Source organism: Vibrio sp. V15_P4S5T153 (assembly GCF_963874485.1).
Lineage (GTDB): Bacteria > Pseudomonadota > Gammaproteobacteria > Enterobacterales > Vibrionaceae > Vibrio > Vibrio anguillarum.
This window is the reverse complement of the sequence record NZ_CAWNHR010000011.1, coordinates 450934-476092: the sequence shown is the minus strand read 5'-3', so window position 1 is coordinate 476092 and position 25159 is coordinate 450934. Positions and strand designations below refer to the sequence as shown.

39 protein-coding genes are annotated in these 25159 nt (G+C 45.7%); all 39 read right to left on the bottom strand.

Going from position 1 to position 25159, the window contains the following annotated elements:
• Position 1: 1 nt before the first annotated feature.
• The 39 genes from AACT42_RS04125 to AACT42_RS03935 all read right to left on the bottom strand — a co-directional run bounded on the left by AACT42_RS04125 (position 2) and on the right by AACT42_RS03935 (position 25053).
• Positions 2-571 (bottom strand): tail assembly protein, encoded by a 570-nt coding sequence (locus AACT42_RS04125; protein WP_094133596.1) that lies wholly within the window; start codon positions 569-571, stop codon positions 2-4.
• Entirely contained in the window at positions 561-1334 is a 774-nt protein-coding gene (locus tag AACT42_RS04120; protein WP_094133597.1) for a C40 family peptidase, read from the bottom strand. The genes AACT42_RS04125 and AACT42_RS04120 overlap by 11 nt, the downstream gene beginning before the upstream one ends.
• On the bottom strand, positions 1334-2068 hold the full coding sequence (locus AACT42_RS04115) for a phage minor tail protein L (RefSeq protein WP_094133598.1): 735 nt from the start codon (positions 2066-2068) through the stop codon (positions 1334-1336). The genes AACT42_RS04120 and AACT42_RS04115 overlap by 1 nt, the downstream gene beginning before the upstream one ends.
• Positions 2065-2421 carry a phage tail protein gene (locus AACT42_RS04110; RefSeq protein ID WP_094133599.1) on the bottom strand — a complete coding sequence of 119 codons (357 nt, stop codon included), beginning with the start codon at positions 2419-2421 and terminating at the stop codon, positions 2065-2067. The genes AACT42_RS04115 and AACT42_RS04110 overlap by 4 nt, the downstream gene beginning before the upstream one ends.
• An 8-nt stretch (positions 2422-2429) precedes the next feature.
• Complete coding sequence (locus AACT42_RS04105; RefSeq protein ID WP_094133600.1) at positions 2430-2840, bottom strand: hypothetical protein; 411 nt, start codon at positions 2838-2840, stop codon at positions 2430-2432.
• Positions 2840-5812, bottom strand: a complete 2973-nt coding sequence (locus AACT42_RS04100) for a tape measure protein (RefSeq protein WP_094168069.1) — start codon at positions 5810-5812, stop codon at positions 2840-2842. The genes AACT42_RS04105 and AACT42_RS04100 overlap by 1 nt, the downstream gene beginning before the upstream one ends.
• A 64-nt stretch (positions 5813-5876) precedes the next feature.
• Entirely contained in the window at positions 5877-6203 is a 327-nt protein-coding gene (locus AACT42_RS04095; RefSeq protein ID WP_094183098.1) for a hypothetical protein, read from the bottom strand.
• A gap of 10 nt (positions 6204-6213) precedes the next feature.
• A complete protein-coding gene (locus tag AACT42_RS04090; protein ID WP_094134062.1) occupies positions 6214-6915 on the bottom strand; it encodes a phage antirepressor KilAC domain-containing protein in 702 nt (233 codons plus the stop codon).
• Positions 6916-7226: 311 nt separating this feature from the next.
• The gene (locus AACT42_RS04085; protein WP_094134061.1) at positions 7227-7826 is read right to left on the bottom strand and encodes a DUF6246 family protein; all 600 of its coding nucleotides are present in this window, start codon (positions 7824-7826) and stop codon (positions 7227-7229) included.
• A 36-nt stretch (positions 7827-7862) separates the two neighbouring features.
• Positions 7863-8600, bottom strand: coding sequence for a phage tail protein (locus AACT42_RS04080; RefSeq protein ID WP_094134060.1), 738 nt, complete (start codon positions 8598-8600; stop codon positions 7863-7865).
• A 9-nt stretch (positions 8601-8609) separates the two neighbouring features.
• Entirely contained in the window at positions 8610-8972 is a 363-nt protein-coding gene (locus AACT42_RS04075; protein WP_094134059.1) for a phage tail termination protein, read from the bottom strand.
• On the bottom strand, positions 8965-9426 hold the full coding sequence (locus AACT42_RS04070; protein WP_094134058.1) for a hypothetical protein: 462 nt from the start codon (positions 9424-9426) through the stop codon (positions 8965-8967). The genes AACT42_RS04075 and AACT42_RS04070 overlap by 8 nt, the downstream gene beginning before the upstream one ends.
• Positions 9427-9434: 8 nt before the next feature.
• The gene (locus AACT42_RS04065) at positions 9435-9701 is read right to left on the bottom strand and encodes a hypothetical protein (RefSeq protein ID WP_094134057.1); all 267 of its coding nucleotides are present in this window, start codon (positions 9699-9701) and stop codon (positions 9435-9437) included.
• The gene (locus AACT42_RS04060; protein ID WP_094134056.1) at positions 9701-10021 is read right to left on the bottom strand and encodes a hypothetical protein; all 321 of its coding nucleotides are present in this window, start codon (positions 10019-10021) and stop codon (positions 9701-9703) included. The genes AACT42_RS04065 and AACT42_RS04060 overlap by 1 nt, the downstream gene beginning before the upstream one ends.
• A gap of 3 nt (positions 10022-10024) precedes the next feature.
• Positions 10025-10429: a DUF7370 family protein gene (locus AACT42_RS04055; RefSeq protein ID WP_094134055.1), complete on the bottom strand. Its 405-nt coding sequence runs from the start codon at positions 10427-10429 to the stop codon at positions 10025-10027.
• Positions 10430-10495: 66 nt separating this feature from the next.
• Positions 10496-10804, bottom strand: a complete 309-nt coding sequence (locus AACT42_RS04050; protein WP_176429105.1) for a hypothetical protein — start codon at positions 10802-10804, stop codon at positions 10496-10498.
• Positions 10805-10814: 10 nt separating this feature from the next.
• Positions 10815-11894, bottom strand: a complete 1080-nt coding sequence (locus AACT42_RS04045; RefSeq protein WP_094134054.1) for a major capsid protein — start codon at positions 11892-11894, stop codon at positions 10815-10817.
• 14 nt (positions 11895-11908) lie between these two features.
• Positions 11909-12337, bottom strand: coding sequence for a hypothetical protein (locus tag AACT42_RS04040; RefSeq protein WP_094134053.1), 429 nt, complete (start codon positions 12335-12337; stop codon positions 11909-11911).
• An 11-nt stretch (positions 12338-12348) separates the two neighbouring features.
• Complete coding sequence (locus AACT42_RS04035) at positions 12349-13671, bottom strand: hypothetical protein (protein ID WP_094134052.1); 1323 nt, start codon at positions 13669-13671, stop codon at positions 12349-12351.
• Positions 13672-13689: 18 nt separating this feature from the next.
• The gene (locus AACT42_RS04030) at positions 13690-14619 is read right to left on the bottom strand and encodes a phage head morphogenesis protein (RefSeq protein WP_202599519.1); all 930 of its coding nucleotides are present in this window, start codon (positions 14617-14619) and stop codon (positions 13690-13692) included.
• On the bottom strand, positions 14585-15964 hold the full coding sequence (locus tag AACT42_RS04025; protein WP_094134051.1) for an anti-CBASS protein Acb1 family protein: 1380 nt from the start codon (positions 15962-15964) through the stop codon (positions 14585-14587). Before AACT42_RS04025 ends, AACT42_RS04030 begins: the two co-directional genes overlap by 35 nt.
• A complete protein-coding gene (locus AACT42_RS04020) occupies positions 15964-16191 on the bottom strand; it encodes a hypothetical protein (protein ID WP_094134050.1) in 228 nt (75 codons plus the stop codon). The genes AACT42_RS04025 and AACT42_RS04020 overlap by 1 nt, the downstream gene beginning before the upstream one ends.
• Positions 16192-16194: 3 nt before the next feature.
• The gene (gene terL, locus AACT42_RS04015) at positions 16195-17631 is read right to left on the bottom strand and encodes a phage terminase large subunit (protein ID WP_094134049.1); all 1437 of its coding nucleotides are present in this window, start codon (positions 17629-17631) and stop codon (positions 16195-16197) included.
• A complete protein-coding gene (locus AACT42_RS04010; RefSeq protein ID WP_094134048.1) occupies positions 17606-18097 on the bottom strand; it encodes a DUF2280 domain-containing protein in 492 nt (163 codons plus the stop codon). Before AACT42_RS04010 ends, terL begins: the two co-directional genes overlap by 26 nt.
• A gap of 31 nt (positions 18098-18128) precedes the next feature.
• A complete protein-coding gene (locus AACT42_RS04005; protein WP_094134047.1) occupies positions 18129-18740 on the bottom strand; it encodes a putative metallopeptidase in 612 nt (203 codons plus the stop codon).
• Positions 18741-19063: 323 nt separating this feature from the next.
• On the bottom strand, positions 19064-19534 hold the full coding sequence (locus AACT42_RS04000) for a lysis protein (protein WP_161441948.1): 471 nt from the start codon (positions 19532-19534) through the stop codon (positions 19064-19066).
• Positions 19482-20072, bottom strand: coding sequence for a lysozyme (locus tag AACT42_RS03995; RefSeq protein WP_303396165.1), 591 nt, complete (start codon positions 20070-20072; stop codon positions 19482-19484). Before AACT42_RS03995 ends, AACT42_RS04000 begins: the two co-directional genes overlap by 53 nt.
• Positions 20059-20250: a hypothetical protein gene (locus AACT42_RS03990; RefSeq protein WP_094134045.1), complete on the bottom strand. Its 192-nt coding sequence runs from the start codon at positions 20248-20250 to the stop codon at positions 20059-20061. The genes AACT42_RS03995 and AACT42_RS03990 overlap by 14 nt, the downstream gene beginning before the upstream one ends.
• 181 nt (positions 20251-20431) lie before the next feature.
• On the bottom strand, positions 20432-20842 hold the full coding sequence (locus tag AACT42_RS03985) for an antiterminator Q family protein (protein WP_094134044.1): 411 nt from the start codon (positions 20840-20842) through the stop codon (positions 20432-20434).
• A complete protein-coding gene (locus AACT42_RS03980; protein ID WP_094134043.1) occupies positions 20839-21144 on the bottom strand; it encodes a nuclease domain-containing protein in 306 nt (101 codons plus the stop codon). Before AACT42_RS03980 ends, AACT42_RS03985 begins: the two co-directional genes overlap by 4 nt.
• Positions 21141-21620, bottom strand: a complete 480-nt coding sequence (locus AACT42_RS03975; RefSeq protein WP_094134042.1) for a hypothetical protein — start codon at positions 21618-21620, stop codon at positions 21141-21143. The genes AACT42_RS03980 and AACT42_RS03975 overlap by 4 nt, the downstream gene beginning before the upstream one ends.
• Positions 21621-21627: 7 nt before the next feature.
• The gene (locus AACT42_RS03970; protein WP_094134041.1) at positions 21628-22089 is read right to left on the bottom strand and encodes a DUF1367 family protein; all 462 of its coding nucleotides are present in this window, start codon (positions 22087-22089) and stop codon (positions 21628-21630) included.
• Positions 22067-22429: a hypothetical protein gene (locus AACT42_RS03965; protein ID WP_094134040.1), complete on the bottom strand. Its 363-nt coding sequence runs from the start codon at positions 22427-22429 to the stop codon at positions 22067-22069. The genes AACT42_RS03970 and AACT42_RS03965 overlap by 23 nt, the downstream gene beginning before the upstream one ends.
• A 20-nt stretch (positions 22430-22449) precedes the next feature.
• Positions 22450-22725, bottom strand: a complete 276-nt coding sequence (locus AACT42_RS03960; protein WP_141193271.1) for a hypothetical protein — start codon at positions 22723-22725, stop codon at positions 22450-22452.
• A 5-nt stretch (positions 22726-22730) separates the two neighbouring features.
• The gene (locus AACT42_RS03955; protein WP_094134038.1) at positions 22731-22937 is read right to left on the bottom strand and encodes a hypothetical protein; all 207 of its coding nucleotides are present in this window, start codon (positions 22935-22937) and stop codon (positions 22731-22733) included.
• Entirely contained in the window at positions 22934-23458 is a 525-nt protein-coding gene (locus AACT42_RS03950; RefSeq protein WP_141192823.1) for a hypothetical protein, read from the bottom strand. The genes AACT42_RS03955 and AACT42_RS03950 overlap by 4 nt, the downstream gene beginning before the upstream one ends.
• On the bottom strand, positions 23406-24305 hold the full coding sequence (locus tag AACT42_RS03945; protein WP_094134036.1) for a hypothetical protein: 900 nt from the start codon (positions 24303-24305) through the stop codon (positions 23406-23408). The genes AACT42_RS03950 and AACT42_RS03945 overlap by 53 nt, the downstream gene beginning before the upstream one ends.
• Before the next feature lie 6 nt (positions 24306-24311).
• The gene (locus tag AACT42_RS03940; RefSeq protein ID WP_094134035.1) at positions 24312-24773 is read right to left on the bottom strand and encodes a YmfL family putative regulatory protein; all 462 of its coding nucleotides are present in this window, start codon (positions 24771-24773) and stop codon (positions 24312-24314) included.
• A gap of 19 nt (positions 24774-24792) precedes the next feature.
• Positions 24793-25053 carry a helix-turn-helix transcriptional regulator gene (locus AACT42_RS03935; protein ID WP_094134034.1) on the bottom strand — a complete coding sequence of 87 codons (261 nt, stop codon included), beginning with the start codon at positions 25051-25053 and terminating at the stop codon, positions 24793-24795.
• Positions 25054-25159 lie beyond the last annotated feature (106 nt).

Genomic DNA, 25159 nt, shown 5'->3' with positions numbered 1-25159 from the left:
CCTACTGTTGATCTTCCGAATACATATCGCCTGAAACGGTTATGGAACCGACGATCATCTCGCCGTACAGCACTGGAATAGGGTTGCCTTGTGCTGTTAAATTAACGGGGCCATTGAAGTTATAAGACGCGCCGTTATCTACTTCAGTACCTGTGTTGCCCTCGGGGATCTTGGTTAAATACTGAGCCGCACCACCGACAGCCAAAGCAAGCCCTGCAGCAAATACTTGTGCTGCGTAAGGCCCAGACCAGTAAGAAGCCACCATGAGAGCAACACCAGCTACAACTTGAAAGCCTCTGCCAGACCCCGCAATGACCGGAGCGATTCGAATATCTTTATTTCCGGCTAGTGCACCTAACGCTTCTTCACTAATGTTTTCTTTGCCGATAAAGATGGCATACTCAATGCCTTTATCTTTACTCTCCATCATTTCTTGTTTAAAGCCGGGAACCATAGCGCAAAGCGCGGATGCTGCCTCTCTTGGGCTGTTGCAAACAAACTTATGAACACGGCCAAACTTAGCACCTAGCTTTCCGTATAATCGGATTGTTCTTGGTTTTTCATTTTGCATCTTTATGTCTCACTATCATTCGAGTTATGTCTTGCCAGTAGCCAGCGTAAACGGCTCTCTCTGAGAGCCTGGGCATCGGGTGATGTAGTAAAGCATTTAGCACCGGATGGAGATCCGGCTGAGTTTTTAGCTGTGCATCACCGAGATATATCCCTCCGTGATTAGTTCTCTCACTGCGATACTGCATCAAGATGAGATCGCCATATTTCGGTTCATCAACTTGGTAAAAACCTGCCTTGTCTAAGTTGTCTAGATAAAGCTCTTGATTACCCCCTTTCTGCCACCAAAAATCCTCTCTCTCAAATTCAGGCAGTTCAATGCCTAACTCTCTTGAGTAAAAGTCTTTGACTAGCCCGTAGCAGTCCAATGAGCCGTGGAAGAACTCACGCCCAACTAGCGGGGCAACATAGCCTGATGGTTCAAAGCTGTGCCATTGCCTGACGCAGGGCTCTAAATCTCCGGCATCAAGCCCAACAGCAACGATATGCCAAGGCAATTGCGTTTGCTCGCAGCTAACTAAGTCCGCTTCTGACGGGTAAGCGTCACGGTCAATGTGCGAGTGAACAACCGAAAGGATTTGGCCCTCATCTTCTGCTAGCGCGTAATCCTCCGCAGACATGCGAAAATCAAGATTGTGATCGGCGATGTTTCGACATGGGATATATTTTTGCTTCCCACCAACGGCAATAATCAACCCGCAGCACTCTCGCGGGTAATCTTTCAGCGCGTGTTTCTCGATAGCTTTTTTGATGTGTGCTTTCATTAGCTCAACCTGTCTGCTGATGGGAATGATCCGTAACTCAATGGTGAGTTTTCACCAAACCGTTTTTTGCAGTCCGATACTCGACCGCCGCATTTGTCCAAGGATGGGTCCGCTACTTGATTGCCATCTTTATCAAAATAGTTTGTGCCGGTATAACCGCATCCAGCCCCGCGATAACCGCCGTAACCGGATGAATCCATAACAAGCCAGCCGCAAACGTTAGCAATAACCTGTCTGCGCGGAAGCTGAACCCCATCAAGTGACATAGGAGAAGCCAAGACAAAAGAAACCACTTCCGGTGTCTCTCGCTCCTTCTGACTGACTATCCACGTTTCAACAGGGAAATGCTCATCTGGATCGGCTGTTGGGTTAACCCCACCGAAGTTTTCAGCATCGAGGTATTTGGCAAACGTCCTATGCCTGATTAGCTTTGCGCCCACCAAATCATCGAAAGCTAGACAGAGCGCAGTGACCACACCAGTAACCTTATTACCATCACCATCTTCGCCGATGTTCCCGACTGACAATGACGGGTTAGGCTGCTGCATTTCGCCCGTTCTTTCAAAGTTTGACGCCTCAATCGCCCACGGATAGTAAGTATTACCCTGCCAAATGATCTCTTTGTGGTCGTAGTTATGAAATCGCTGAACATCACCGCCTAGCTCTGTCATATCTAGCTCATAAAGCGTGACTAGGTTACCTGGTGTTAGCTTTTGTACGTCTGCTAAAATCATGGCTCATGCCTCTGAACGAATGTGCAAGAAAGCGACCAAATCCCCGTTTGCCTTGCGTTATGTGAAATGTTGTCTTTGCTGTAACCTCGGCACGTCCAGAGCAACATATCCCCTTGGTAATCTTTCGGTGACCAGTAAAAAGGGAGGTAGCCTTGGTGAGCATCAATAAAATCCATGATCGCCTTAATCTTTTCGAAATTGCCTTTGAACGTTAGGGAGTAGCTATCGCTTTTCGTGTTGATGCCATCGCCAACTTCTTGAGCGTAGCCATCCCCAAACTGAGCAGAGAGAACCCGAAAAGAAGAAGACCCCGCAACTTCAAGTAACGGGGTCCATTCGAATATCTGGTGCATAATTGCCTCTATTTCTGCTTGTGCTGCCACTTATCATCATTGGCGCTCTCAACACATAAAATTAAGTCTTGGGAGTATTTGTACAGTTTGTTGATAATATTCCTTGTGGCGTTAGCGTAATGCTCAGTTGCTTTTTCTGGCTCGCTAGGCCACTCCTTAGAAAATTCATCATTAAAACGTGAGAAAATAGAATCAATCAACGGATCATAATCACCTGCATAGTTCGCTATTGCTTCGTTTAATTCTCGCCAAACTACCCCGGTCATTTCAATGTGATCGCGTATTTTTCTTAATGTCCCAAAATGATCCATTTGATGGAAGTGACGATGGATATCATCCAATAGTGGCTGTTGAGCTTGGTCAAATTTAAAGACGATATTTTGAATGTCTCGCGCTTGGTTTAGCTTAATTTTTATCATTATCTCTTGCCTTTCTGAAGGTATTGCCAGATAGAACCGCCTTGCCGCATTTCTTTGGAAATCCCTTGCTTAACGGCTTGCTGTAATGCTTTGCCAAGTTCTCCAGCTTGCTTGTCTCCATCACCACTGACTGAGCCGTCAGTGTTAATAGTGATGTAGTTGGTTACAGTCATCCCACCTCCGCTGGCGTCTTTATTGCTAACAACTTCGCCGCGAGTATTTGGCAGCATGTATTGCTGTCCGTTAGCAGCGTTAAATACTTCTGGCGCACCGTTCTCGTTAATTCGGTACATGCCATTTTCTTTAACTGAGCCGCCGTACAAGCGACCGCCAGCGTAAGAAACTGATGCAATTTGACTAGCAAGGTTAGCTCCAGCCGCAGAAATCGTCGCCATGTTTGCAAATTTTTGAGCAGGGGTTAACGCCGTAGGATCGGCCATTGCCTGAGAAATAGCGCTAGTTAAATTCAAAGCCGCCTGTGATATTGCGAAACCTTTGCTGATCGCAAATATTGCCCTATATGCATTGCTGGATTCACCCCCAAATGCATAAAGCATGTCAGCCATACCGCCAAATAACTTAGCTCCAGAAGATAAAAGTACATCATTCTTAGCTTGTTCAATTTGAGCCATTCTCGCGCTATGCTCTTTTGCCATGCTTTCCTGAAGAGCTTGATAACCGCCAACGACCTCTATTTCGCTTCGTTTAGCATCCTCAAGCCTTTTCAGTTGGTTTTGGTATCGCTTATTCTCTTCCTCTTCCTCTGCGGCATACCGAGAATATTGATTATCAAAAGCTCCCCCAGATAGCGGGGAGACATTTCCACGAATGTATTTGGCTGGGTCTTCTCCGAACTTAGCCTTTTCTTTGACTTTAAATAGCAAATCTGACAGCTCTTTAACTCGCTCTATTTGCTCCGGCGTTGCATAGTCATTCAAGCCAAGTAAAGCCTGTGCCTGAGCTAGTTCAGCGCCAGATAAGGCTGCAATCTTAAGCTCCTTTTCAAGATCTTTAATTGCATCTTGATTGTCGATAGCTTGGTCTAGGTCAAACAACTCACCAGAAAGTCTTTTGATTTCATCGCCATACTTTTCAATTTCCTTACTATCTAGCCCTGACAGCGCCATTGCTTGGGCAAGCTCACGTCCTTCCAGTTTTGCTAGCTTTAAGCTTTCCGTTAGCTTATCAACGGCTTTTTGCCCATCGCTTGCACCAGAAATGCCGCCTTTTGGGTCTGGCTCACCATTTGATGATGCTTTTTTTCCTGTGCTTCTTTCGGATATCTCTCCGTCTATTTCAGCTAGCCTTTTGGCAAATAAGGCGCGTTTTTCTTGCTGCTGCTCAATGAAAGCATTTTGCTCTACCAATTCTTTTTTGTAGGCTTCGGTGCGTTTGTTTTCTTTTTTTAACCCTTCTTCGCTTAACCCAAATACGCTATCAAAGCCGCCAGTTCTTCCAATGGGTCTTTCGATTAGCTTTTTTAGATCCTCAACTCTTTTTTCTGCTTTTTTTATCTCACTTTCTGTCGAGTCCATGTTAAAGAGCTCGTCAGCCACTTGCATTCTTCTTAATTCAAGTGCTTTGTCGCCAAGCTTTTCTACAGACTCAGAAAGCAAATCGGTTGGTTCTTTAGCTTTTTTTGTGCTAGTTGCAAACGCCGTCACTGCAGATGCCGCCAAAAACAAAACGCCAACAGGACCACCAAGAAACATCATCGCAGATCTAAGTCCGGTCATCGCAATGGTGCCAACGGTAGCAACTCGGTTCATGTTTGCTTGAGCGACAGCATGAGCATTTGTCGCCGTAATAGCCGCTGCCCTTGCTGCGGTTAGATTATTTATCGCTACTGTGTGCGCATAAGTTCCCACCTTGGCTGCTGTTGCGTCTGCTTTTGCAGTGGCAAGCACAGCCATAGCCGCTTGCTTTTCTACCGCAGCTCTACGCAATGCAGCTTGAGCCGCTAGCTTATCTGCTGCATTTTTCTTTACTGTTGCCGCAATGCCTTCAACTTGTTTTTGAGTGTATAGCGCCATTGCACCAAGCAACTTACCAGTGATCACCGCAGCAGTGGATACAGCAATAACTTCAACTGACTTGATAACACTGGCCATGCCTTCGGCGTCTTCGGAAAACTCAAGAACGTAGTCAGCCGCTTTAATTACGCCCTCGGTGAATGACTTGATAGCGCCAGTTGATTGCTCAAACTTAACAAGTATCGCAGTTAGCGCGTTCTCAACCCTTACACCAGCATCCGTCATGTTATTTGACATGTCCTGCGCCGCTTTAGCGTTTTCAGTGAGAGATTTTCTTAAACCTTCGGTAAGCTGATCGGCTGTTAATTTGCCCGCTGCACCAAGCGCCCTAACTTCTGCACTAGTTTTTCCCGATGCGGTTGCAATATCGTTAATAACCGATGGAACAGCAGAAACAATGGTCTCCCACTGATCGGCAGCCACTTTCCCAGTGTTAACCGACTTGGTAAATGCACTAATGGCGGCATTTGCGCGATCCATTGAAGTAGCGTTTTTTACAAACGCATAAGACATCGAGTCTTGCACGTCCATGGCTTGCTGTGTTGAGTAGCCCATGCTGCGTAAGCTATCGGCGGTTAGTATGTATAGCTCTTGAGCTTCGGATAGTCGGCGGTAAGTTCCGTTTGAGGTTTTGAGCAAACGCTTTTGAACTTCCTCAAACTCCGCAGTGCTGCTGGTTGCCATTTGAACGCGCTCAGACATTTCTTGATAAGACTGAACGAGGTCGGCAGCTTGGCGCAATGCGGCAGCAGCAATAACAGTTTTAATTACAGTAGCAAGCTTGCTAAACGATGAGTTTAATTGCTTTGTTTGACCGTCTAGCTCTTGCATTTCTTTACTTGTTGTATTTAAAGAAACACCTAGCTTTTCAGATTCATCAAGTGCCTTTTGAGTTCTTGCGTCTACTGTGTAATAGACTGTGCCAGCGTCAATTGCCATGTTATCTCCGAGCAATAAAAAACCCCGCCGAAGCGAGGTTAAATTTATAATTTTATTGTGGCTACTATCTAAAATTGAAGTTAACTAAATCCCATTGTCTCAGGCTTTTCTCATAAACAACTTCAACATCATATTCTGTTTTTACCATGACGCCGAATCCGTTTTGGGATTCAACATAACCCAATGACAGGTAGCGACACTCTCCTATTTTTTTTGTTATATTCCCATTAGAATATCTAGGGAATTTTGCGCTACTTGGAGACTTGAGGTGGTCTTTTATTAGCCTTGTGCCCGCAATGTAAGCGCCCATCTCATCGTTACAATAATCATGATCTTCGCAACCAGTTATAAAAAACAAAGATGTTAATAATAAAATAATAAATTTATTCATGATGATAACCTCAAGCTGCCGTTGCTTTTAGAATGCCACAGCTAATTAACTTTCTAATTAACCACTGTTCACCCTTTCCTGTAATGAGCGGCGTGTGAGAAATTCTAGTCTCTCCGTTCGCTTCATAAGTTCCTTGCTTTACTTGGAAATACCCGCGATCAATTAATTCTTGGAAAGGCAGGTTGTGTCTCTGTCCACCAGTCATTAAGACTTTTATTTGACGAAGAATTTCAAATATCTTTTTAGGGCCAAGACCAACAGCTTTAGCAAAGCCACCCAACGGCACGCCTTTACCTGCCGATGCGATCCGATCGGCAAAATCAACTTTAGGAGCGGCGATAGCAAGTTGCTTTTGCGCCTCTTCGTTTTGCTTTGCTAGTTCAGCAGCAAGGAGCAAAGCTTCCGGCAGAGTTTGAGGGATTTTGAATTGGTTGGCTTCTTCGAGTTCTTGCCAGCGATCTACAAGACGAGCTGTAAATTCTGGTGATAGTTGAGCCACGACGATGTAACTATCGCGCTTGTTCACATTGTATACAGTTAGTGGTCTGCCGCCTTGTGCTCTGGGGTTTTCCTGCATTGCAGTAAAACCAATTACACCTGAATTCTTCATCCTCTCCATGGAAATCTTCACATTATCGTGACGACTTCCGGTCAACTCCGCAATCTCGCGGCTACTCATGGTTAGATTTTGGTCGTATTTAATCATATTCATGATTGTTTCCTTCTATGAAATATTAAAGAGCGTGCCCCTAACGCTTTTGGTCGGTATTACGCTTTGAAAGCGATCGATAAGGACAAGATCTATCTTAATTTCATAACACTGGTTATTCAACCAGTTTGGCGATCATTTATTAACCGCCAGAAACCAAAAAGCCCGCATAAGCGGGCTAATCGGGTGACGAACCGACCAAGGCAACGTCACGAAGGTAACAACCAATGAATATAATTCATTAGCTTGTGGGCCACGACCAAGCAACCCACAACAAAATACTACCTCAAACTGGTCTATTTCGCCAATCCGATTTAATGTACGGATTCACGCTTACGCTGTATTTTCTCGAACCATTCCATCGTTGCTTCATGCTCATCTTTAGTAGGCGCTTTACTGCCTGGCTCTTTGCTTTCTTGCTGAGGGAATTTGGCCCTTAGCGCAGCAACAAGAGAGGTCATTGTCATAGCCCACGCTTTATCTTCCGGCATGTTTAAATGAGCCATAGCTAGGGCGACATGATCTTGCGCTTTGAATTCTGTTACATAGTCACTTTCTTTATCTTTGCGCTTTATCGGCCCTTGCGTTCCGGTAATGCCATGTTGCATCAGACTTCTTGCAATCGCCAGAATGTCACTCATATCAGCCGCTTTCTTGACGTACTTTCTTCGCTCGTTTAGATAGCCAAACACATCCGATAAATCATCTTCACAGCAACTATTGATAACTGATAACGCTTCTCTAAACTGCTTCCAGCGCATTTTGCTATCTGAGAACTCGCTCATAATTAGCGCGTAGGACTCTAGTATCTCTTTCGGCGAGCCAATTTGAGACATGGCGTAAAGCGATGGCCTTAAGACAAATGTATTTCCTTGATGGTGAACCCCGATTTCGCCTATTTCCGTTAGTATCATGTTAACTCCAAGCCGCCCGAAGGCGGCAAGTTAAAGCTAAGAAACAGTAACGGTAACAACGTCATTAATAAGCGTGTTTGACGTTGACTTAACTGTGATTGAAGCAGAGCCAGCAGATACACCAGTGACCACGCCGTTCTGATCAACCGTTGCGATTTCTACGTCATCACTTTCATAGACAACGCCCTGTGGCGCGTTAGTTGGCTCAACAGCTACGGCAATCTTACGTGTAGCACCAACAGCTAGAGCGATAGTTTCTGGGAACGCTGAAACCGACACAACTTCTGGCGCGTCAGGATCTGGCGTATCTTCAACAATCAAACCGAATTCCGATGCTGTTGCTGATGCTTCCATGCTGTAAGTCACCACGTCATCATACTGAGCTGAGCGACTTAGCGTTGAGAACAGCATGAAGCAGGTAAATGTAATATCTGGGAACGTCATTCGCATCCATACAACCGGCTGTCCACCAGTGGCGACCGGATTAGCAACGTGCTTACTGATTTCGATTAAGTTAGCTGATCCAGCGCCAGAAGCCTTGCATACACCATCACCTGAAATAGTTAGCGTTTGGAATGTTGCCAAGTTTTCACGAAGCGCACCGACAGAATCACCGTCTGTTGCATCGGTTGTGTCCCACGACAAGTTAAACTCTTTTGTCCGAAGCGAACCGAACACTTTCCATTGGTTTGATGCTGGCAGCAAGTCGCCGCAGCCGATAGCGTACTCAAGGACGACGTCACGACCAACGTATTTTGTTTTATTACAAGCCATTACGGCCTCCTAATATATGATTTGAAAATCGACAGAGACCCATGCTCTGTTTTCTGTTGTGTAACCCGGTCCCGCAGGTTCGGATAGCGCTCTAATAGATGCAGCTCCGCATGGCGGCTCTGAATCAATAGTAAGTTGAATAAGTTGATTTACGTGATTGATTAGTGCGTGAGCTTGATGTCTTTCGCCTCTGGGGCCGACAAGCAAAACTTTGAATCGTGGGCGCCTAATATCCATATCAACAGCAGCGCCGCCCATGCCATAGATGGCGCAAACAAAGCCAAGGCTTTCATTGTCTACCCACTCACCGACTGAGTATTGATATTCATAGCCAAGCGCGGATTCAATCCACTCTTTAAATTCGCTATACACGGTATGCCCTCTCTAGCATTAAAGGAATTTTTGGCTGCAACTCGCTAAAAGCCTTGGTTAACCACTTAGGCTCAGCATCAGGATCCCAGTAATTTCCAGTAAGAGACCCACCACCAAATTCGACTACTTGCCGAGGGCCAAACGCAGATTGATTCCCTGTTTTGCCGAAATGTGATCTTGGCATTCCCTTGAGCGTTCCTGGCATCTCGTGCACCGCGCCTGCGTATTTGGCGGTATAACCTGTCGTGCCATGTGTTCGCCCCGCTGAATGTGCTATTTGTGGCGCGTACTGGCTGTTAGCTAGCGTCCCAGTATCCATAGGCGTCATTAGCTGAGCTAAAGCCCCGCCCTCGCTGAGTATTGTGTAAACCGCTGCCTCAGTTCTTACTTGATCAACGTCCTTAGAGAACATGGTAAACTTTTGCTTAACCCTGCTTATGTTCTTTACACTCATAAGTTCACCTATAAGTTCACCTGAAAAACCATTTGACCTTGATCTTGAAAGACAGCCACCGACTTAACGCCGTTTAACTTCCTGCCGTGCTGGTCGTGAACTAGGTAGCTTCCGTTCGGCTTAAGCACGGCGGTTAGCTCAATTTCGGTATCTGGTAGCGATTCAGGGCGGTTTAACAAGCCCTCAAGATTTCTTATTAATTCGTCTCTTGGATCTTCGTCATGATCATCAAGTAATCGGTCAATTGCTGCTTTAATAACTGCTTGTGCATTCATCACGTCACCACTTTGTAGTCAGGAGCCTCGCCAAACGGACTCATATCCCACTCTGTCTTCGAGCGGATTTTCTCCCAGTTTGAATGTCCATTAAGCTGAATCATGTCGAGATACTTTGGCCTAGCGTCTTCTGTGAATATTTCGTGCCTCGACACAAACTCTTTCCCCTCTGCATCGGTCATTTGCTCTGACTTTGCCGTCCAAGTGCACGCTATCTCATACTGTTCGCCATAAGTTATTTCTTGCGTCCATTGGTCGAAACCAATGAACGGCTTAACTTTTGCTGTGTTCGTGTAACTCCACGCTGCTGTGCTCGACATCCATTACCCCTTATGCATGCAACCGCCTCTTGAAACCCATAGACCTGCAAAGTTGTTAACGGTCGGGTCAGGCGGGATGAGCTCACTAGTACAGCCATGCTTATCTAAACCGCGAAGCAGGCTTAATTGCCCCTTCCATCGATCGGCGAACGCTTTGTACTTAAAAGAACGCGAAGACCCACTAGGTGCCGTCTGGCTTGATATGGTTTGGTCTGACTGTGCATAAGCAATCAATGAGATTAAGTAGCACTGAATAAGCAAAGCGGTATTCACTGTGTAATGTTCGCTTAAGCAATCGCTTACCGAGTTAGCCATTTCAACCCAGCCATCAATGATAAAATCTGGCGTATCATCCACTTTTATCCCTTGCGACTTTAAATACTGCTTTGCTTGTTCTGATGTGATCATGTTGACCTCAAATAAAAGCCCCGCCAAAGCAGGGCATTAAAAAAGCCGCTCATTTCTGGCGGCTTGCTATTTATTGGCTGGTGCCTTTTTATCGGCGGTAGCTTCTGGCGTTGCGGGAGTTAACTTTCCTGCTTCTTCCTTTGCTTGCATGATAATTTTCTCCGCTTCTGCGTTGGCTTCTTCAATGATCTTAGCTGCCAGTGCTTCCGCTTCTGAAATCATTCCTTCAAGATCAGTATGAGACAAAGACCCTGATTCTTCACCTTCCAGTTCAACAGGTCGAACATTCGACTTTAGCGAAGGATGAAGCTTTTCAAGTTCAATGATCTGGCCTTTTTTGACCCCATGCCAAGGGATTTCAACGATATATTTCATTTCTATCACCTTAGTCCATGTTTGCGCCGTAGATAACACCAGAGCGACCCGCGCCATCTTTCTTAACTTGCATACCCATTGCACCCATAATTTGGAAGTTATAGTTGCTGTTGGGCATTGGTCGAGGAAGAGGGGTAACGCCTGTTGTCATACCAATCAGTGGGGTTAACGTTGACTGCTTACGCTCATAACCTAAGAACTCATTGCCTTGTAGCGCGTAGGTCTTGCGGAACTCTCCGACAAAGCCAAGGTACTGAGAAATAGCTTGCTGAACAGTGCCAAGCATCGTGCCATTAACGATATAAGGCTGTTGCAAATTGGCAGCAATTTGCGGAGAAATCCAAACCACATCGTATTTAGTGACGTAGTTAGCTTCCGCAGTCTGGCCGAATGCACCCTTGGTAAAGAATGCAATTAACTGCTCAGGCGTAGCCGTAGTAAGGTTGATGTTTGCACCGCCACCGCTAGCGCCTAAGTTGATTTTCTTAGTGTTGCGGTGATTTCGTAGACCTTGGCCCTGCTTGCCATCAACAGTGATCGTTGACTTGCCATCTAGCGTATAGCTGACAAGGTTCTTGTTGTAGACTTCCATCTTTGCAGATTGAGAATCAAGAACCAAATCGATACCAACGCTTGATAAGCCAGCAGCATGACGCCAGTTGACACCATAGCCAGCCAGAAAGATTGGCACAGGGTCACCGTCAGAATCGTAATCGGTGTGATCGAAGCTAAACGGCGCTTGGCCATCGATAGTGATTGCAACGTCTTCTGCAATACCACCAGCTAAGTTATAAGACTTAACTGTCTTACCAATTGGCAGCGTGGTTTGAATTCCCAATAAATCATTAAGAATTTCCATGCCGATAGTTTCGTCACGCATCTGAATGATCTGGCTGTCGATTTCTTTCCAGAAGTCGCGCAAGTAACCTTCGGCGGCGTTGGCCTGTAACATATCCTGTGTCATGTAAGCGCGGTTAGCAGCAATCATCGCTTGCTGGTTCGCGCTCATCATGTTTCGAGTAGCCCACAAATCAGCCCAGTGACCTTGCACGTTGCGGTTTGCAGCTAGAGTTTCACGAGTAAAGAACATTCATTTATCTCCAATTATGCGCTAACAGCAACGCCAGCACGAAAACGAACACGAATGAGATCGTCGCCAGTTAAAGTCACTTCATCTTGACTGTAACCGATAATCACGTCCGTACCTTCGACGCCGATTGCACCCTTGCCAGCGGCACCAAGCTTAATCGGAGTATCTTTTTTGTATTCACCAGCAGGGCAGAGTACAGCTAGTTCGCGCCCTTCTTCTACATACTCAGCGACCGCAGAGTTATCAACAGGCACAGCCTGAGAAACGCCTAAGCCTTGATGCGAAGCTGGATGAACAAGATAAATACGGCCAGCTAAAGCAGTTGCAGCGGCGAATTTATCTGATGCGTTAATGACTGCGAAAGTGCCAGGCAGTAAAGCCGCAGCAACAACGCGAGTTTCAGTGACGGACTTGCCGTCTAGGTTAATACGACGATAGCGCATTGCTCACATCCTTATTTGAAGTATTCGTCTGCCGCTGGTGCGCCAGATTCAGGTTGTGTAGTTGCCGAGTTAGGCGCGAGAGGTGTTGCATTGCCGAGCTTTTTGAAAACTTCATCAAGCGCATCGCCTTGCAGTGAGTTAGCAACAACTTCGCCAAACTCTTTCTTGACCGCTTCACGCTTGCGCGCTTCTTCTGCATCGTGATTAGCAGTAAGCAACTTAAGACGCTCTTCTGTATTTGCTTGCAGTTGATCAACTTTTTCAGAAAGCGGATTGATAGCTTCGGCAAAGTTAGCGGCCAAGCCTTTACCAATCTCGCTGATTAGTTCTTGTTTCTCTTCTGTTGTTAAAGGCATGTCGCCCTCCTGTTCGTTGGTTGCAATCTCTTGCGGTTTAAAAATTGATTTGAACTTGTTTACAGCAACGGATACCCACGATTCAGTTCGCTGAACCTCGGTACCGCTGTCGTCAAAGATGATTTTTCCGCTCTCGGATTTATATCCGTAGACTTTAGCGCTGCCGCCGTTGGTGATCACGATGGCTTGTGATGAGGTAAAATCTGCAATCCAAGCGTACTGATTGTCGCCGGACGCGAATTTCTCTTTAGCGGCTTTTTCAAGTCGATTCTCAAGCTCTCGAAATGACTCACCAACAAGAACACCAGCGTTAACATTTAGCGGCTTAAGCGGAGTAGCTAAGTCAGCATTAACCATCAAGCCCACGCCCTGCTCTGGCGTTGCTGCGCCGACTTCGTGAAGTAGTATTGCGTCATGATCAACAGCTTTAATGTCAGCAACCCATTTAGCGCCCATTTGTGATTGCTCAGCGTTTGGCTCTAGCTGGTCGAGGAAAACAGCAATACTAGTATGGATTGGAGGCACATCATCCCCGCGCTCGATAGCCTCCACGCGCTCGATAAGCTCTTTGCCCTTCTCGCTTTGATTGGCAACCTCGATATCAACCCACTTTTCAACGTAAACGCGATTACCGGACTTCTTAACATTACGGTTCCATGCGCCGACATGCCCTTGGTTGATGCCTTCGGGGCTGAATGCAGATATGAATTGACCGTCAAGCGTTGGGTGACCAAGGGGCGCAAGCGTCCCCTCGATACCTAGGTAGTGCTTATCGATTTGCTCTGCTGTATAAAGCCCGTCATTCATCACAACGTTAGCCGGCAGCGTGTAACTTGGTAAAACCCAGTGTTCACGACCGTTATACGTTTCGCGTCTAATTGACTTGCTGTTAACTTGCGTTGTGACGTTAACCTGAATACATGATTCACGATTTGCCAGCGATGAGTTAACAACAAGTGAGACGGTTGATTTTTTCATTATATCTCCTGCGCTGCATCAGTGGCAGCATGAGCATTTTTGGTTAGTTGACAATCTTGACTTAGAGAGCATCTTTCTTGCCCTATCAAGAATTGTGTCGTTTATTGGATTGCCGTTCTCATCGACAATCACTGATATGGTCACACACTTACAGTTAATTGAATTAGAACCCTCGGCGAACCATTCTCTAGCTTCTTCGATAGTGAATAGCTTTCCGTGTCTTGCTGCGTGATTTGGTCTTGTTGTTGGGGATAGCGCGGAAATGTGCATGAGCATAGTTTTAAAGCCGTACCGCTCTTGCGCATCTTCTGACTCGTCCCACCGAGCGCGCCGCAATGCCGTATTTATCTCGGTTCTCGCAATGCGATTTGCTCTTCCCTGTTCTAGCCCTGCTTTTTGCTGTAGAGCTTTGGCAACATCTCTCGGGTTTAACCCTCTACCAACGCCATCCGCGAGTATTCGCGCCATGTCAGCTTTAACTTGACCGCTAAAGCCTTTCATTTCCTCGAACACCCGAGCGCGAACTAAGGCAATGCGGTTTCGATAGGGCTCGCTTAGCAATAAGCCACCCAAGCTTTCTTTGTCAGCTAGATAAGAAACCGACTGCGCCGCCAAGTTAGCAAACTCTTGAGCTGTACCGCGCTGATAAGCAGTAGACACATAAGCGCTGTAAAACCAGAGGCTATCCTTACCGCCTTCAAGTAATATCGAATCAATTAGCCGCTCTCCCTCGCTCAATATTGAATTAAGCAAGTAATCATCAAGCTGATAAGCGTACTTCTTGTTAACAACTGGCTGGTTTGGTATTCGTTCTAGCAACCTTGCGTATTGCTTCCCGATTTTCTTAAGCTTGAGCGCGAAACTGTTCATTGCTCCGCGCTCTAACTTGTCCGTAGCCGCAGGGTCTTTGATGTTACGTGGCAGGATTGGCGACTTCGGTTTCTTCATCTTCTAAATCATCCGGATCGTTATCTGGTAGAGGGTCGTCATTGCGCGGCTCATAACCCGCCTCGGTTCTGATTTCGTTATCATCAAAAACAGCTTCGCCACTAACCAGAGCCACGTTGTTGATATCAGACATAATCTTGGCATTTGTTAGCTTCTCTAACTTGCTGTCTTCCCTTAAATCGTCCCAAATGACAGTAAAGTCAGCAGGCTTAATCGAACCTAAAGAAACAAACTTATCCACCAGCTCTTCAAGCTCATCTGAAATCCCCATCTCTCTTCGAGACTGACACCGAGAATTAAAATACTTGTTGTCTTCCGTGCTTGAGCGTTCAGCTTGCTGATTCCCAACCAAGATCCGGCTTGGGATATCAACGGATGACGCAAAGGTTTGTAAGTTAATGTCGTAAGTTGGAGTGGGATCAGGTACGTTCGCAACAAGTGGCGTTACCGAAGCACCTTGGGTAGTCATTAGAACGTCGTTGCCTCGGTTGACCTCTAATGCCACCTCGTTGAATTTGTCTTGCAAGTCACTAACGCTAACACCGTACATCGAAGCCAAGCTTGTCAAATCAACTTCTTTGTCAAAGTTGATATTGAGCTGTCTTGCTGCGTTCTTTAGAAAAGACTCGCCGGAACCGCCTTCCACTTTCTCGATGTTGACCAGTGCGTTGTAGCCGGGCTCAAGAAATCCGATAGCATCAGCCGTGTAATCGCCAAGGATGAATAGACGATCTGGATGAATGTCGAAATTCTTACGAGCGCCATTGGGTAAAGTCCCGGTGTAAGTCCACATTGTGACATCACCATAGTTTTCACTATTGATGTCAATTTCATACGTCTTTGGCTTTATGCTGTTAGCCCAAACCGCTTGAACCTTTTGAACTCCCTTGCCTTTAACAACTGGCTCATTCCACTTTTTGTTGTCTCTAAAGTAGATAAGAACGCCGGAGTATCGACCAACGAGCCTGCGCTTATCTGCTTCCGCAAGCGCTTTCCAAAAACGCTTATCGAAAAGACCTTTTAATGATTTCTCCCAGCTCGTCTCAGACTTGGATTTATCTTTATTCTCGCCCTCGATGATTTCAGGGAAAGACGACCAACATTTAGATATCAACTTAGTGACAGCGGAGAAGGCCAAACCACCACGGCGATATGCGCTGTATAAATCGGCAAAGCTTAAATCACTCTTCCAGCCGTATTCGCACCACGCAGACGACCGCTTATGGTCCATACCCATACCGTTTTGCATCAATGCCATTCTTGATTGGGCGATAGAGTCATAATGATTGTTGTTAGCCATGAGCTTAACAGCGTGATTGACTGCTAGTTGTAGTTTATCGGTCATTATGAATATTCCGTCCGTTCAAGTACGCACCGCTTACCGCTTGGCTCGTGCAGCGTTTTAGATGCGTCATAGATAACTTCTACAGTGGATAAATTTGGGTCACGCCATAGCATGATCTCGCTAGCCGGATAAGTATTAACAGCCGTTTCTCTTGCGCACGTTATGCAACGCGCACGAACAAGCAGCGCAACCGAGCCGTCACGCGCTTTTACTTTGAATAAAGCCATGGTTTACCTTAAACGTTTGGGGATCATGAGGCCGATAGCGCTAGGAATAGCAAGCTTATTAAAAGCGCCACTGCTTGCGTCGATTTGGTCTTTGTACTTGCCGACGGGGAACGTCTTCATCTCGTTAATGAAATCATCGTTCCAGTCTCCACGAACAAGTTTGACGTTACCGGCTTCAACTTGAACTGCGAATGGTTCTGCGCGAACCGCTTTATCACCAGTTGGCCTTTCTGATTTGATTGTGAATCCGGCTAGATTTCTTATCGTGCTTTCTGCTGACTCTTTACCGCCAGAGCCCGGCTCTTGCTCTATCCATACGTGAGTGCCAATTCCATCTTGATTTGCGACAGCTTTAATCGATGCTTCACGCTTGGTTGACCCCCACTGTCCGCGAGTCACATTCTGAACGTAGTAGATACCATCTTCGCCAAGTCCCATTTTGACACCAGCGGTATAAGCTCCACCGCCTTCCGTTCCAGCCTTATCCCAATAGCGAATGCTTTTTACTATTCGAGGGTGAGAATCAACTATCTCAACTTTTTGCCAATCAAAGAAACCACCACCTCTTGGCGCTGGCCTTTGCTGAAACTGTCCAGCAACAGCAAAGGAGCCCATGACTTTTTTGTCACGCTCAACAACATCACGAGGGAACCGTTCAGGAAAAAGCAGCTCACCCTCTTCTGTGCGGGGATCTTTAAATCCAATGCTTGTTACGCATCTATTTTCAACTTCAAACTCCATGGGTAAGCAAAGGTGCTCATAACCAAAGTCGTTTTCTAGTATTAATCCAGATACGTCATATTCATGCAGCCTTTGCATAACAATGGCAATAATCGATGAGTCTGGGTTGTTGAGTCGCGTTGGTAGCGTTTCTTGGAAAACTCGCAAAGCCGACTCTCTTTTCAAATCGGATAGCGCGGCCTCAACGCTGTGAGGGTCATCCCAAGCAACCCTGTCGCCTCTTCGCCCCGTCATGCTTTCAACGGCACAAGCCTGACGAAACCCTGTTTTTGTGTTCTCGTAGTAGGTCTTTTGGTTCTGATCGCCAGTCAAGCCAATGGGCCATCTTTCCTTGAACCAATCAGAGGTTACCAATCTACGCATTTTTAGCGTATCTCGAACCGCTAATCCTTGCTCATGACTGGCCCCAATAAACCTTATGTGGGGCATATTCATTGGCCCCCACTCCCAAGCTGGCCAGAATACGGAAACCAGTGTTGATTTCATTGTGCCAGGTGGAATGTTTATTAGTAATCGAGTTATTTCCCCTCTCGTTGCCGCTTCAAGATGCTCACAAACCGCATCAACGTGCCATCCATGCTTATAAGGCTGTCCGGGCTCGATAACATGCCAAGCTCTACGGACAAATGCAGACAAAGACCTAGAGCAAAGCTCCTTCTCTATCTCGATTAAGTCATGTCTCGTTAATTGTGGATGCATTAAGTAGCTCTTCTAGTGCGCCCGTTGACAGCTTGGAGGCGTCAATCGTTGGCCTAGGCGTCATTGAGCCGTCAGGGGATGTGTGTTCAAGCTTTTGCTTGTTCGTATAAGAATCGCCGCACTCTTTAGCCGCTTGTTCAATCAACTGAGCGGTTAGATTGTAGTTTCTCATGTTCTCAGCCTTGGTAGCCATGCGGTCGAGCGCTCTTAATCGATAAGCTTTATTTGCGATTGGTATGTCAGATATCTCTACCTGAAATCTCTCTCTTGTGACATTGAACAGATCAACCCACTTGTGCGACAGTGACTTACCAGCAGCTTTTGTTGGGTCGTATGATTGAATTTGCTGTCTAGTTAGGCTTAGGCCAAATTGTTCTTTGACAGATGATGAGACTGTTTCTAGAGAGTCGTAACAAGCCAAGGCTTGCACGATAAAGGCTTTGGCCTCGTTGTTTAGTGCAGCCATAAAATTATTACCGTATATGTCAATCTATCGTTTAAGCCAGTTTCATCATGCAGGTTCCGCACGATCTAGCGATGTTTACTTTTGCAACCTCTGGGCTTTCTTTTGCAGCAGAGATTAATTCTTTAACGTCTTCACTTGGGCCATATCTTCGGACAACGCCAAAGAACTCTTCAACGTCATGACCTCTTATGCCAAGTTTTGGTAATCCGTCTTGGGTGAACTTGGGAGCGCCGAACTCATCAAGCTGTTGTGCAATGTGATAAAGCTCGTGTTCTACTAATGCGCAAAATTCCACATCCGAACAAGCGGAACAGTACTCAGCAGATAGAGTGATAATGAACTTGGGGACATGACCGAACCACTCAACCATCTGTTGTTCTGCTCTGGCCTTTTGCCAGCCACCAGCGCGAAACATTACCTCTTCACATTGACCTAGGACTATCCGTCCCTTTTTCTGGAATGAGCTTGATGCCCACATGAACTTAATATCTGCATCGATTAAGTGAGAGTGGTCTGGGTTATATAGCTCTCCATCTGGATTGATGATTTGGCTATCTACCCACTTTCTCACCTCTTCTGCAGGCTCTATTTTGGTGTAGATGTGGAATTCATCCGTCATTGAGCTTGGGGGATTTGGTCTCATTTCTACACCGTACAGAATAAATAACTGGTTTGGTTTATACAGACCCGCGATTCGCCGAGACCGTAGCGATTGAATATCTATATAAAACTCTAAAAATGACACTCTTGAATGATATTTTTAGAACTTTATAAAATCGCATAACTAGCAATGCTTATCAGCATGACTAATCACACTTGCAGCTTACCTGCCAGCAAGATAGTTGCGGAGAAACCAAAAGCCCTTCGGTAGCGAAAGGAAAGGCTCTTAGCGTCTCCATGGGAGATTCTTAAATGAATTGCCGCGCTTACGCAGGTTCATGTCTCTTTTGTGCCGCTTGTTCTTCTTCACTGGTTCACCATGCATTGAGTTTTGATATAGCTTTGCAGGTACTTAATCTGCTGCTCGCTATCTACAATCATTCTTCTGAGATGTAGATAATCTTCTCTAGCTGTTTCGCTAAATTGTTGGGCTTCTGCATTGCCCACGCCTCCGGTGGTAGTGGAGGCGGACACTGGTTTAGGACAACTTGCTTTGACGAACACCCGGCTAGGGCCAGCGCGAAGCTGATCGGCAAGGCGATTGATTTCATCGTGCGCACTATTTAACTCCTTGGCTGATTGATCGCCAATCTCAGCGAGCATTTCAATGCGCTTGCTCTGCTCCTCTTGAGACTTAACATAGCCATCTATCTTTAGATTGGCTTCAGACAGCTTATTCTTAGCGCTGTCTAACTCCGCCGTTTTAACGCAAAGAAGCAATGAGCTAGCGATAAGCGAAAGAACTAGCACTGCCAGCGCTATAAACTTCATACGCATAAACATCAGCTCCTTTATCTTTAAGATCTATGTATCGTTTCATTCTTAAATCAACAGACTTAAAGGCGAAGCTGCAAACCTCTTCTTCGATGTCTCGCCTAGTCATCAAACCTTTCCACTTTTGACCGCCGGCATATACCCATCGTTTTAGCTCACCGCAAGCGCCTGTCATGTCGCCAGAGTTAAGCTTATTAAGTAGAGTTGAGCGAGAGAACGCGCCCACGCCAACGTTGTAAGTAAAAGAGTAAAGAGCTGCTTTGGTTGGCTCTGGGAGTGCGGGTTTAATCATCGGAAGTATTTGTCGCTCGATCTTCTTTAAGTCTCGATGTAAGAAGTATTCACACTCTTCTTTTGTGTAAACCTTCCCCTCGATAACATCTGGCCCTGTAGTGCCGTAGCAGACGGTAAGCACACCAACGACATCTCGATACGGAATATATTCTATTCCTTCAAGCGGTTTTATCATTGAAACCGCAATCGCAATGGCACCAGCGCCAGCAGCGATGAGCGACCGCGTAATGTTATTAACTTTGCTCATTGCCAAATTCCGCTTTAAACCGCTTCTTCTGCCAGTAATTATTTATCCACGCAGTTAACAACATACCGACTAATGAGATGATAACTATGTAACCATCCGTTGATACCCCACCAAAGAAAGCCATTAAACCGTTCCACCAGTAAGACATGGAGCTGGAGATTTTTTCATTCATACGCATGCCCACCCCCTACCGGAGTGCCCTTGTTCTTAAAGTTAACTGACGAGAAAAAGAAAAAGCCCGACATAAATGCCGAGCTTTGTTTTATTTGATAGCAGCGAAACAGTGCAGCCGCCGTAGCTTTGATACTGTCAGACTATGACAAAAAATTCGTAACGAATAGGGTTATTTTTGAGTTTTTTTATTCTGCGCTTTCAAATTTCATTGATAAACCAACACCTTCCTGAGCGGCTAGCGCACCCTGCACAAATGTTTCCATGAGCATGAGCGCGTTACGCACTTTCCCCTCTGAACATTTTTTCTTATCTGCTTTGGTAGCTCTGCGCGCTATCTCACAGTTATTCATACCGTACACGTAACTCAAGATAAAAAACGTCATAGGCCTCGGGTTTTTCTCGTCATGCATCTTCAGAACGATTTTATCTACAACAGCTGCTTCTTCATCAGTGAGAGTTTCATAGTATGGCTTGGCTTCTTTGGGTAGAACGTTTGACATACCAGGTGCTTCTCGATACCAATCACAGTCAATGTTGTTGTTGCTCCATGCGCCCCACGCTCGCAATATTTTTCTAGTCGTTCTTAAGTCTCTCATTCAACCACCAACATCCCTTTTTCAATGAGTTTTTCCTGAGTTTCTTCTAACGCTCTAAGTTCTTCATATGCGAGCTGATCTTTGGTGTAATCTGAGTTAACTCTGCTATCGATTACGTCATGACAGGATGAGCAAGCATAAATACCGAAATAATCAGCGCACTTAATGCCCATCCCCCTACGCTTTCCTATGTGAGCAAATACCGTAGTCTCAGGATTGAAATTGCAGATACCAACTAGGCGAAGCGTGCAGTCTTCGCCTTTGGCGGATTTAAGTATTTTTTTGCTTCTGGCCAGAGTCATAATTCATCAATCCCCTTGTAAACATCATCAAGATGGCCTCGAATTTCCATGCGGCGCAGTGCGCTATACATGTAAGAGCGTTCAGCGGAGTGATTGCCGACAAATGGCTTGTTGTAGTCGAAGTATCCGTTGTCAGGCCAACCATGTACTTTGCGAATTTGCTTCTCTGTCGCATAGAGCAGCCCCCAACCATGAGGAAGTTCATCGACGCTGATCAGGCCTTTTGGACATAGATAAAAACGCCAATCGCCCATGCCTTTTTCAGGTTCTTGCCTGAACCACTTCTTTGAATCTGCGAGGAAGTCAGACCTTGATACCTTTACCTCAATCAAGCATGTTGATGTGCCGCTAATTCCGAAAGCATCTGGCTGTTCACTGGTTGGCGCAAAGCGATCGTCGAAGACCACATTGAACCCGTTATTTTTTAAAAACTGAGCTGAGCGTCTGCATAGCTCATCGTGTTCTTTACTTGACATACCGACCTCAAAAGCTCATCAATTGATTGACGGCATTATCAAGCTGGCGCTTGTCTTCAAATACCGTGTTTAATACTTTGTTCCAGATAACATCAAGAACCTTCGAGTAAACCTCCTCAAACTGAGGATCATCCATGCTTGCAAAGCTGATTGATTTGGCTTTTACCTTGACTGAGCCGTCAAGGTTATAAGTTACCTCTCTGAACCCAGCCAATATCGTCACTTGCTCTCTGAATACATCGAAATTCTTAACCGCTTTAAACCCTCGCCAGTCCGCTTCTGGCGGATTCCAGTACTCAAAACCAAGATTGAGAAGTGCGAAAAACTTACGATGAAATAGCGGATTGCGTTTCTTGCTATACTCGCACTCAATAAGCGAACCAAGCGGGATCTTTCTCATCAGCTCAGAATCATCGGTACCGAGCGGCTTAAATCCACCCATGTCTTTAACGAGATGTAAAGTTGCCATTATCACCCTCGCTTTTATGATTTTTCAGAATCTTCTCGATAACCGATAGCGCTTGGCCGCTCGTTACCATTCCGGTAGTGAACCTAAATACTTTCCAGCCCATAGCCGTTGCAGTGTTATATTTCTCGCAATCAGCTTCGTAGCCTTTCCCGCGAGTATGGCGACCCTTGGTATAAACCCCACCCTCGATTTCGATGGCAATCATTAAATCGGGATAGGCAAAGTCGAAACGCCAGCGGCGCTTGCCGCATGAGCCTTTGAATCGGAACTCAGACTCAGGAACGCAAAGCCCAAGGCTTTTTACATGACTGATAAATATCTTTTCTCCAACACTAGGCATGGCTTTCTCCATGGCGATATTCACTCATAACAGCACCGCTCAGTTGTAAAGGCTCGCTTATTAATCTCAATGATCTTTGCCATTTGCGGCCCCACTGGCGTTGTTAGATAAACGCCTTCAAGGGCGGCTTGAAAAATCAATATGCAAGTCTCATCGATCTCTTTGTGAGTTTTAATTTTGAAAAACAAATCCACCATCCAGCGCCAAACGCAGAACAAGCCGTAATAGGCCAGCACGTTAAAAAACGTAAGGCTCTCGATTTGGCGCTGCCAATCTAGTAAAAATTGCTCTGCCATTTTCATTAACCGTTAATCAACTCAAGCGATGCAATCTCACTAAATTCGTCACGGTGAACTCTAACCAACTGCTTGCCGCCATTGCTTAAATACTTGCGCAGCGTTCCACGGTTAACAGCAAGCTTGATGGCCGCTTGAGATTGATTGCCACGAAAGAAAATCATTGCTTCGTGCAGAGTGGTTACTTCGATTTTTTCTGTTTTAATGATCATTGGTCGTTACCTTTTGGTTGTTCACTGTGAGTGTTTTTATTGCCCATTTGAGCAATGCGATTAAAGATTGAGCCTTGGCGGTACTTACTAGGATCTGGCGCTCCGTATTTCTCCCTTGCGATATCCGTCGGCATAACAACCGAGCTAGGCGGCAGTGCTGGTACGTCTTGCGGAATCTGTCCCGCTGAGAACCGCTCAACCCATTTGTTAAATACTTTCTTGAACGCTTTCTCATCCTCGCCGATCGGCTTGCGTCTCACGTTTGCATGAACCGCATCCGCGAAAACTAAGCGCTCAAACTGGTTAAGCGGTTTTTCTTTGCTCATGAAGCGCTCAAAGCAACCGGCAAAATCAAAACCGATGTTCTTGCAAATGCTGATGAACTCAGAAAGCACAGGAGGCCAGCCGCTTGCAGAATCAATCAACACCTTGGCAACGCCTTTACGGATCTGTTCAACCGTCAACACGCTAATCCCCTGCTCCCATGTCGCCGGAAGCGCTTCGAACGTCCATTTGTTCATAAACGCTTCCCGAAACTTGGTGTTCACCCAATCCGCCACCGTCAACTGGATTGATTTCCCGCTCGATCGGTGTGGAAGCATGTCCGTATTTGGCAAGCAGCCGCTCGTTGTAGGCTTCGATTGCGTTTGGCTTGTGGCCAGATTCATTAGCTCTTGGTTGATTTTCTTCATGTGGGTCGTTCCATCGCTCGTTGTTCAGGTACGTGGTTGCATGCAGCTTGTCGAAGCCGAATTGCTTTCGCTTGATACGTTCAGAAACATCGCTAACCAGCATGTTGGTAAATTCACTCGCGGTTAGGTTTTGTTTTTTCAAAGCGGATTTGAATGATTTCAGTGCGCCCTGCTTGTTCGCTTTGGTTGGGTAGGTTTTCCAAAAGGTTTCAAATTCAGGAAAATCCAAATCACTTTTTTGTTTATTTTTATTACTACCAATCAGTACTTGTTTATTATCAGTACTTATTAGTGTCGGCTCAGCCAGATCTGGGTTAGCCTGATCTGGGTTAGGCGTATTTGGCTCATCCTTATCCGTGTTATCCGTATCTGGCTTATCCGTAATAGGGTTATCAAATACTGTGTAATCAACGGTTCCATCAGAGTGTTTATTGGTAGATATAAACCCTTTGGTCTTCAGTTCTTTTAGAATGCTGTAGATACCATCCCTGCCCGTTTTCTTAGCTGTTCCAACAGTGACTTTTTCCAACTGACTAGGACTAATAGACCAGTTATCTGGTTTTGATAGGATGTAGGAAAGCATCCCCATTGCCTGAAATGACAGCAGGTTATCTTGATAAACTGAGTTAGAAATCACGCTGTAATTTCTTTCTCTTCTTGCACGAATAATGCTCATAGGTCGTTACCTTGCTTTGTAAACTTTGATCGTCGCTAGTTTGCTGGCGATAATCTTCGCAGCCGCTTTGATAGCGGCAGCCTTGATAGCCTTAGCTTCTTTGCTGTCGATCATCTGGTCATCTGCGAGAGCTTTTGATATTTCGACATTGACTTCACCAATAGCCGCCATTTCACCGATCTGAATTTCGCTGAGCTCTTCTTGGTCAAGTTCGAATTCACCAAGAGGAATGAATAAACCGCCACGCAAACTTGCACGGTATTGCGCTAAAACGTAGGTTCCTGCATGCAGTTCCATTGCTTCAAGATCTTCATCGTCGAAGAACAGGCAACCGTTACGCTCGTATAGCTTGTTGTTGAAGGTGGTTTCAGACATCCCAATAGCGCCAGCTAAAGCACCGCGACCACCTTTGGTGTGTTTGATGATCTCTTTGACGACTTCTTTCTTGGATTCAAAAATAGCTAACATAATCAATGATTCCTTGTAGTTACGCAGTTTTATCGGGTGCGGTAGTATTTAGTTGTGGTTCAGAAGAAGCGTATGTTTTTGGGTTTGGGAAAACGTCTTGGAAAGTGCATTTCGCACCTAACTCGTTAAGGGCATTAACAATCTTCCAGCATTGAATAAAATCTGGTTTTCGTCTTCCAGACTCGTAGTGATAAACAGCCGATGGTTCGGTTCCTATCAGGATGGCAATGTCTTTTACCGAGATATTTGCCTCCTCCCTCGCTATTCGAATTCTTTGCATTTCTGGGCCTCTTTTTTATGTTCGCATAGTGTACATAGTGTACACCAACCTTGCAATAAAATATACGTTTTGTGCGTTGAGTGATTTTGTACAATTTGTATATTCA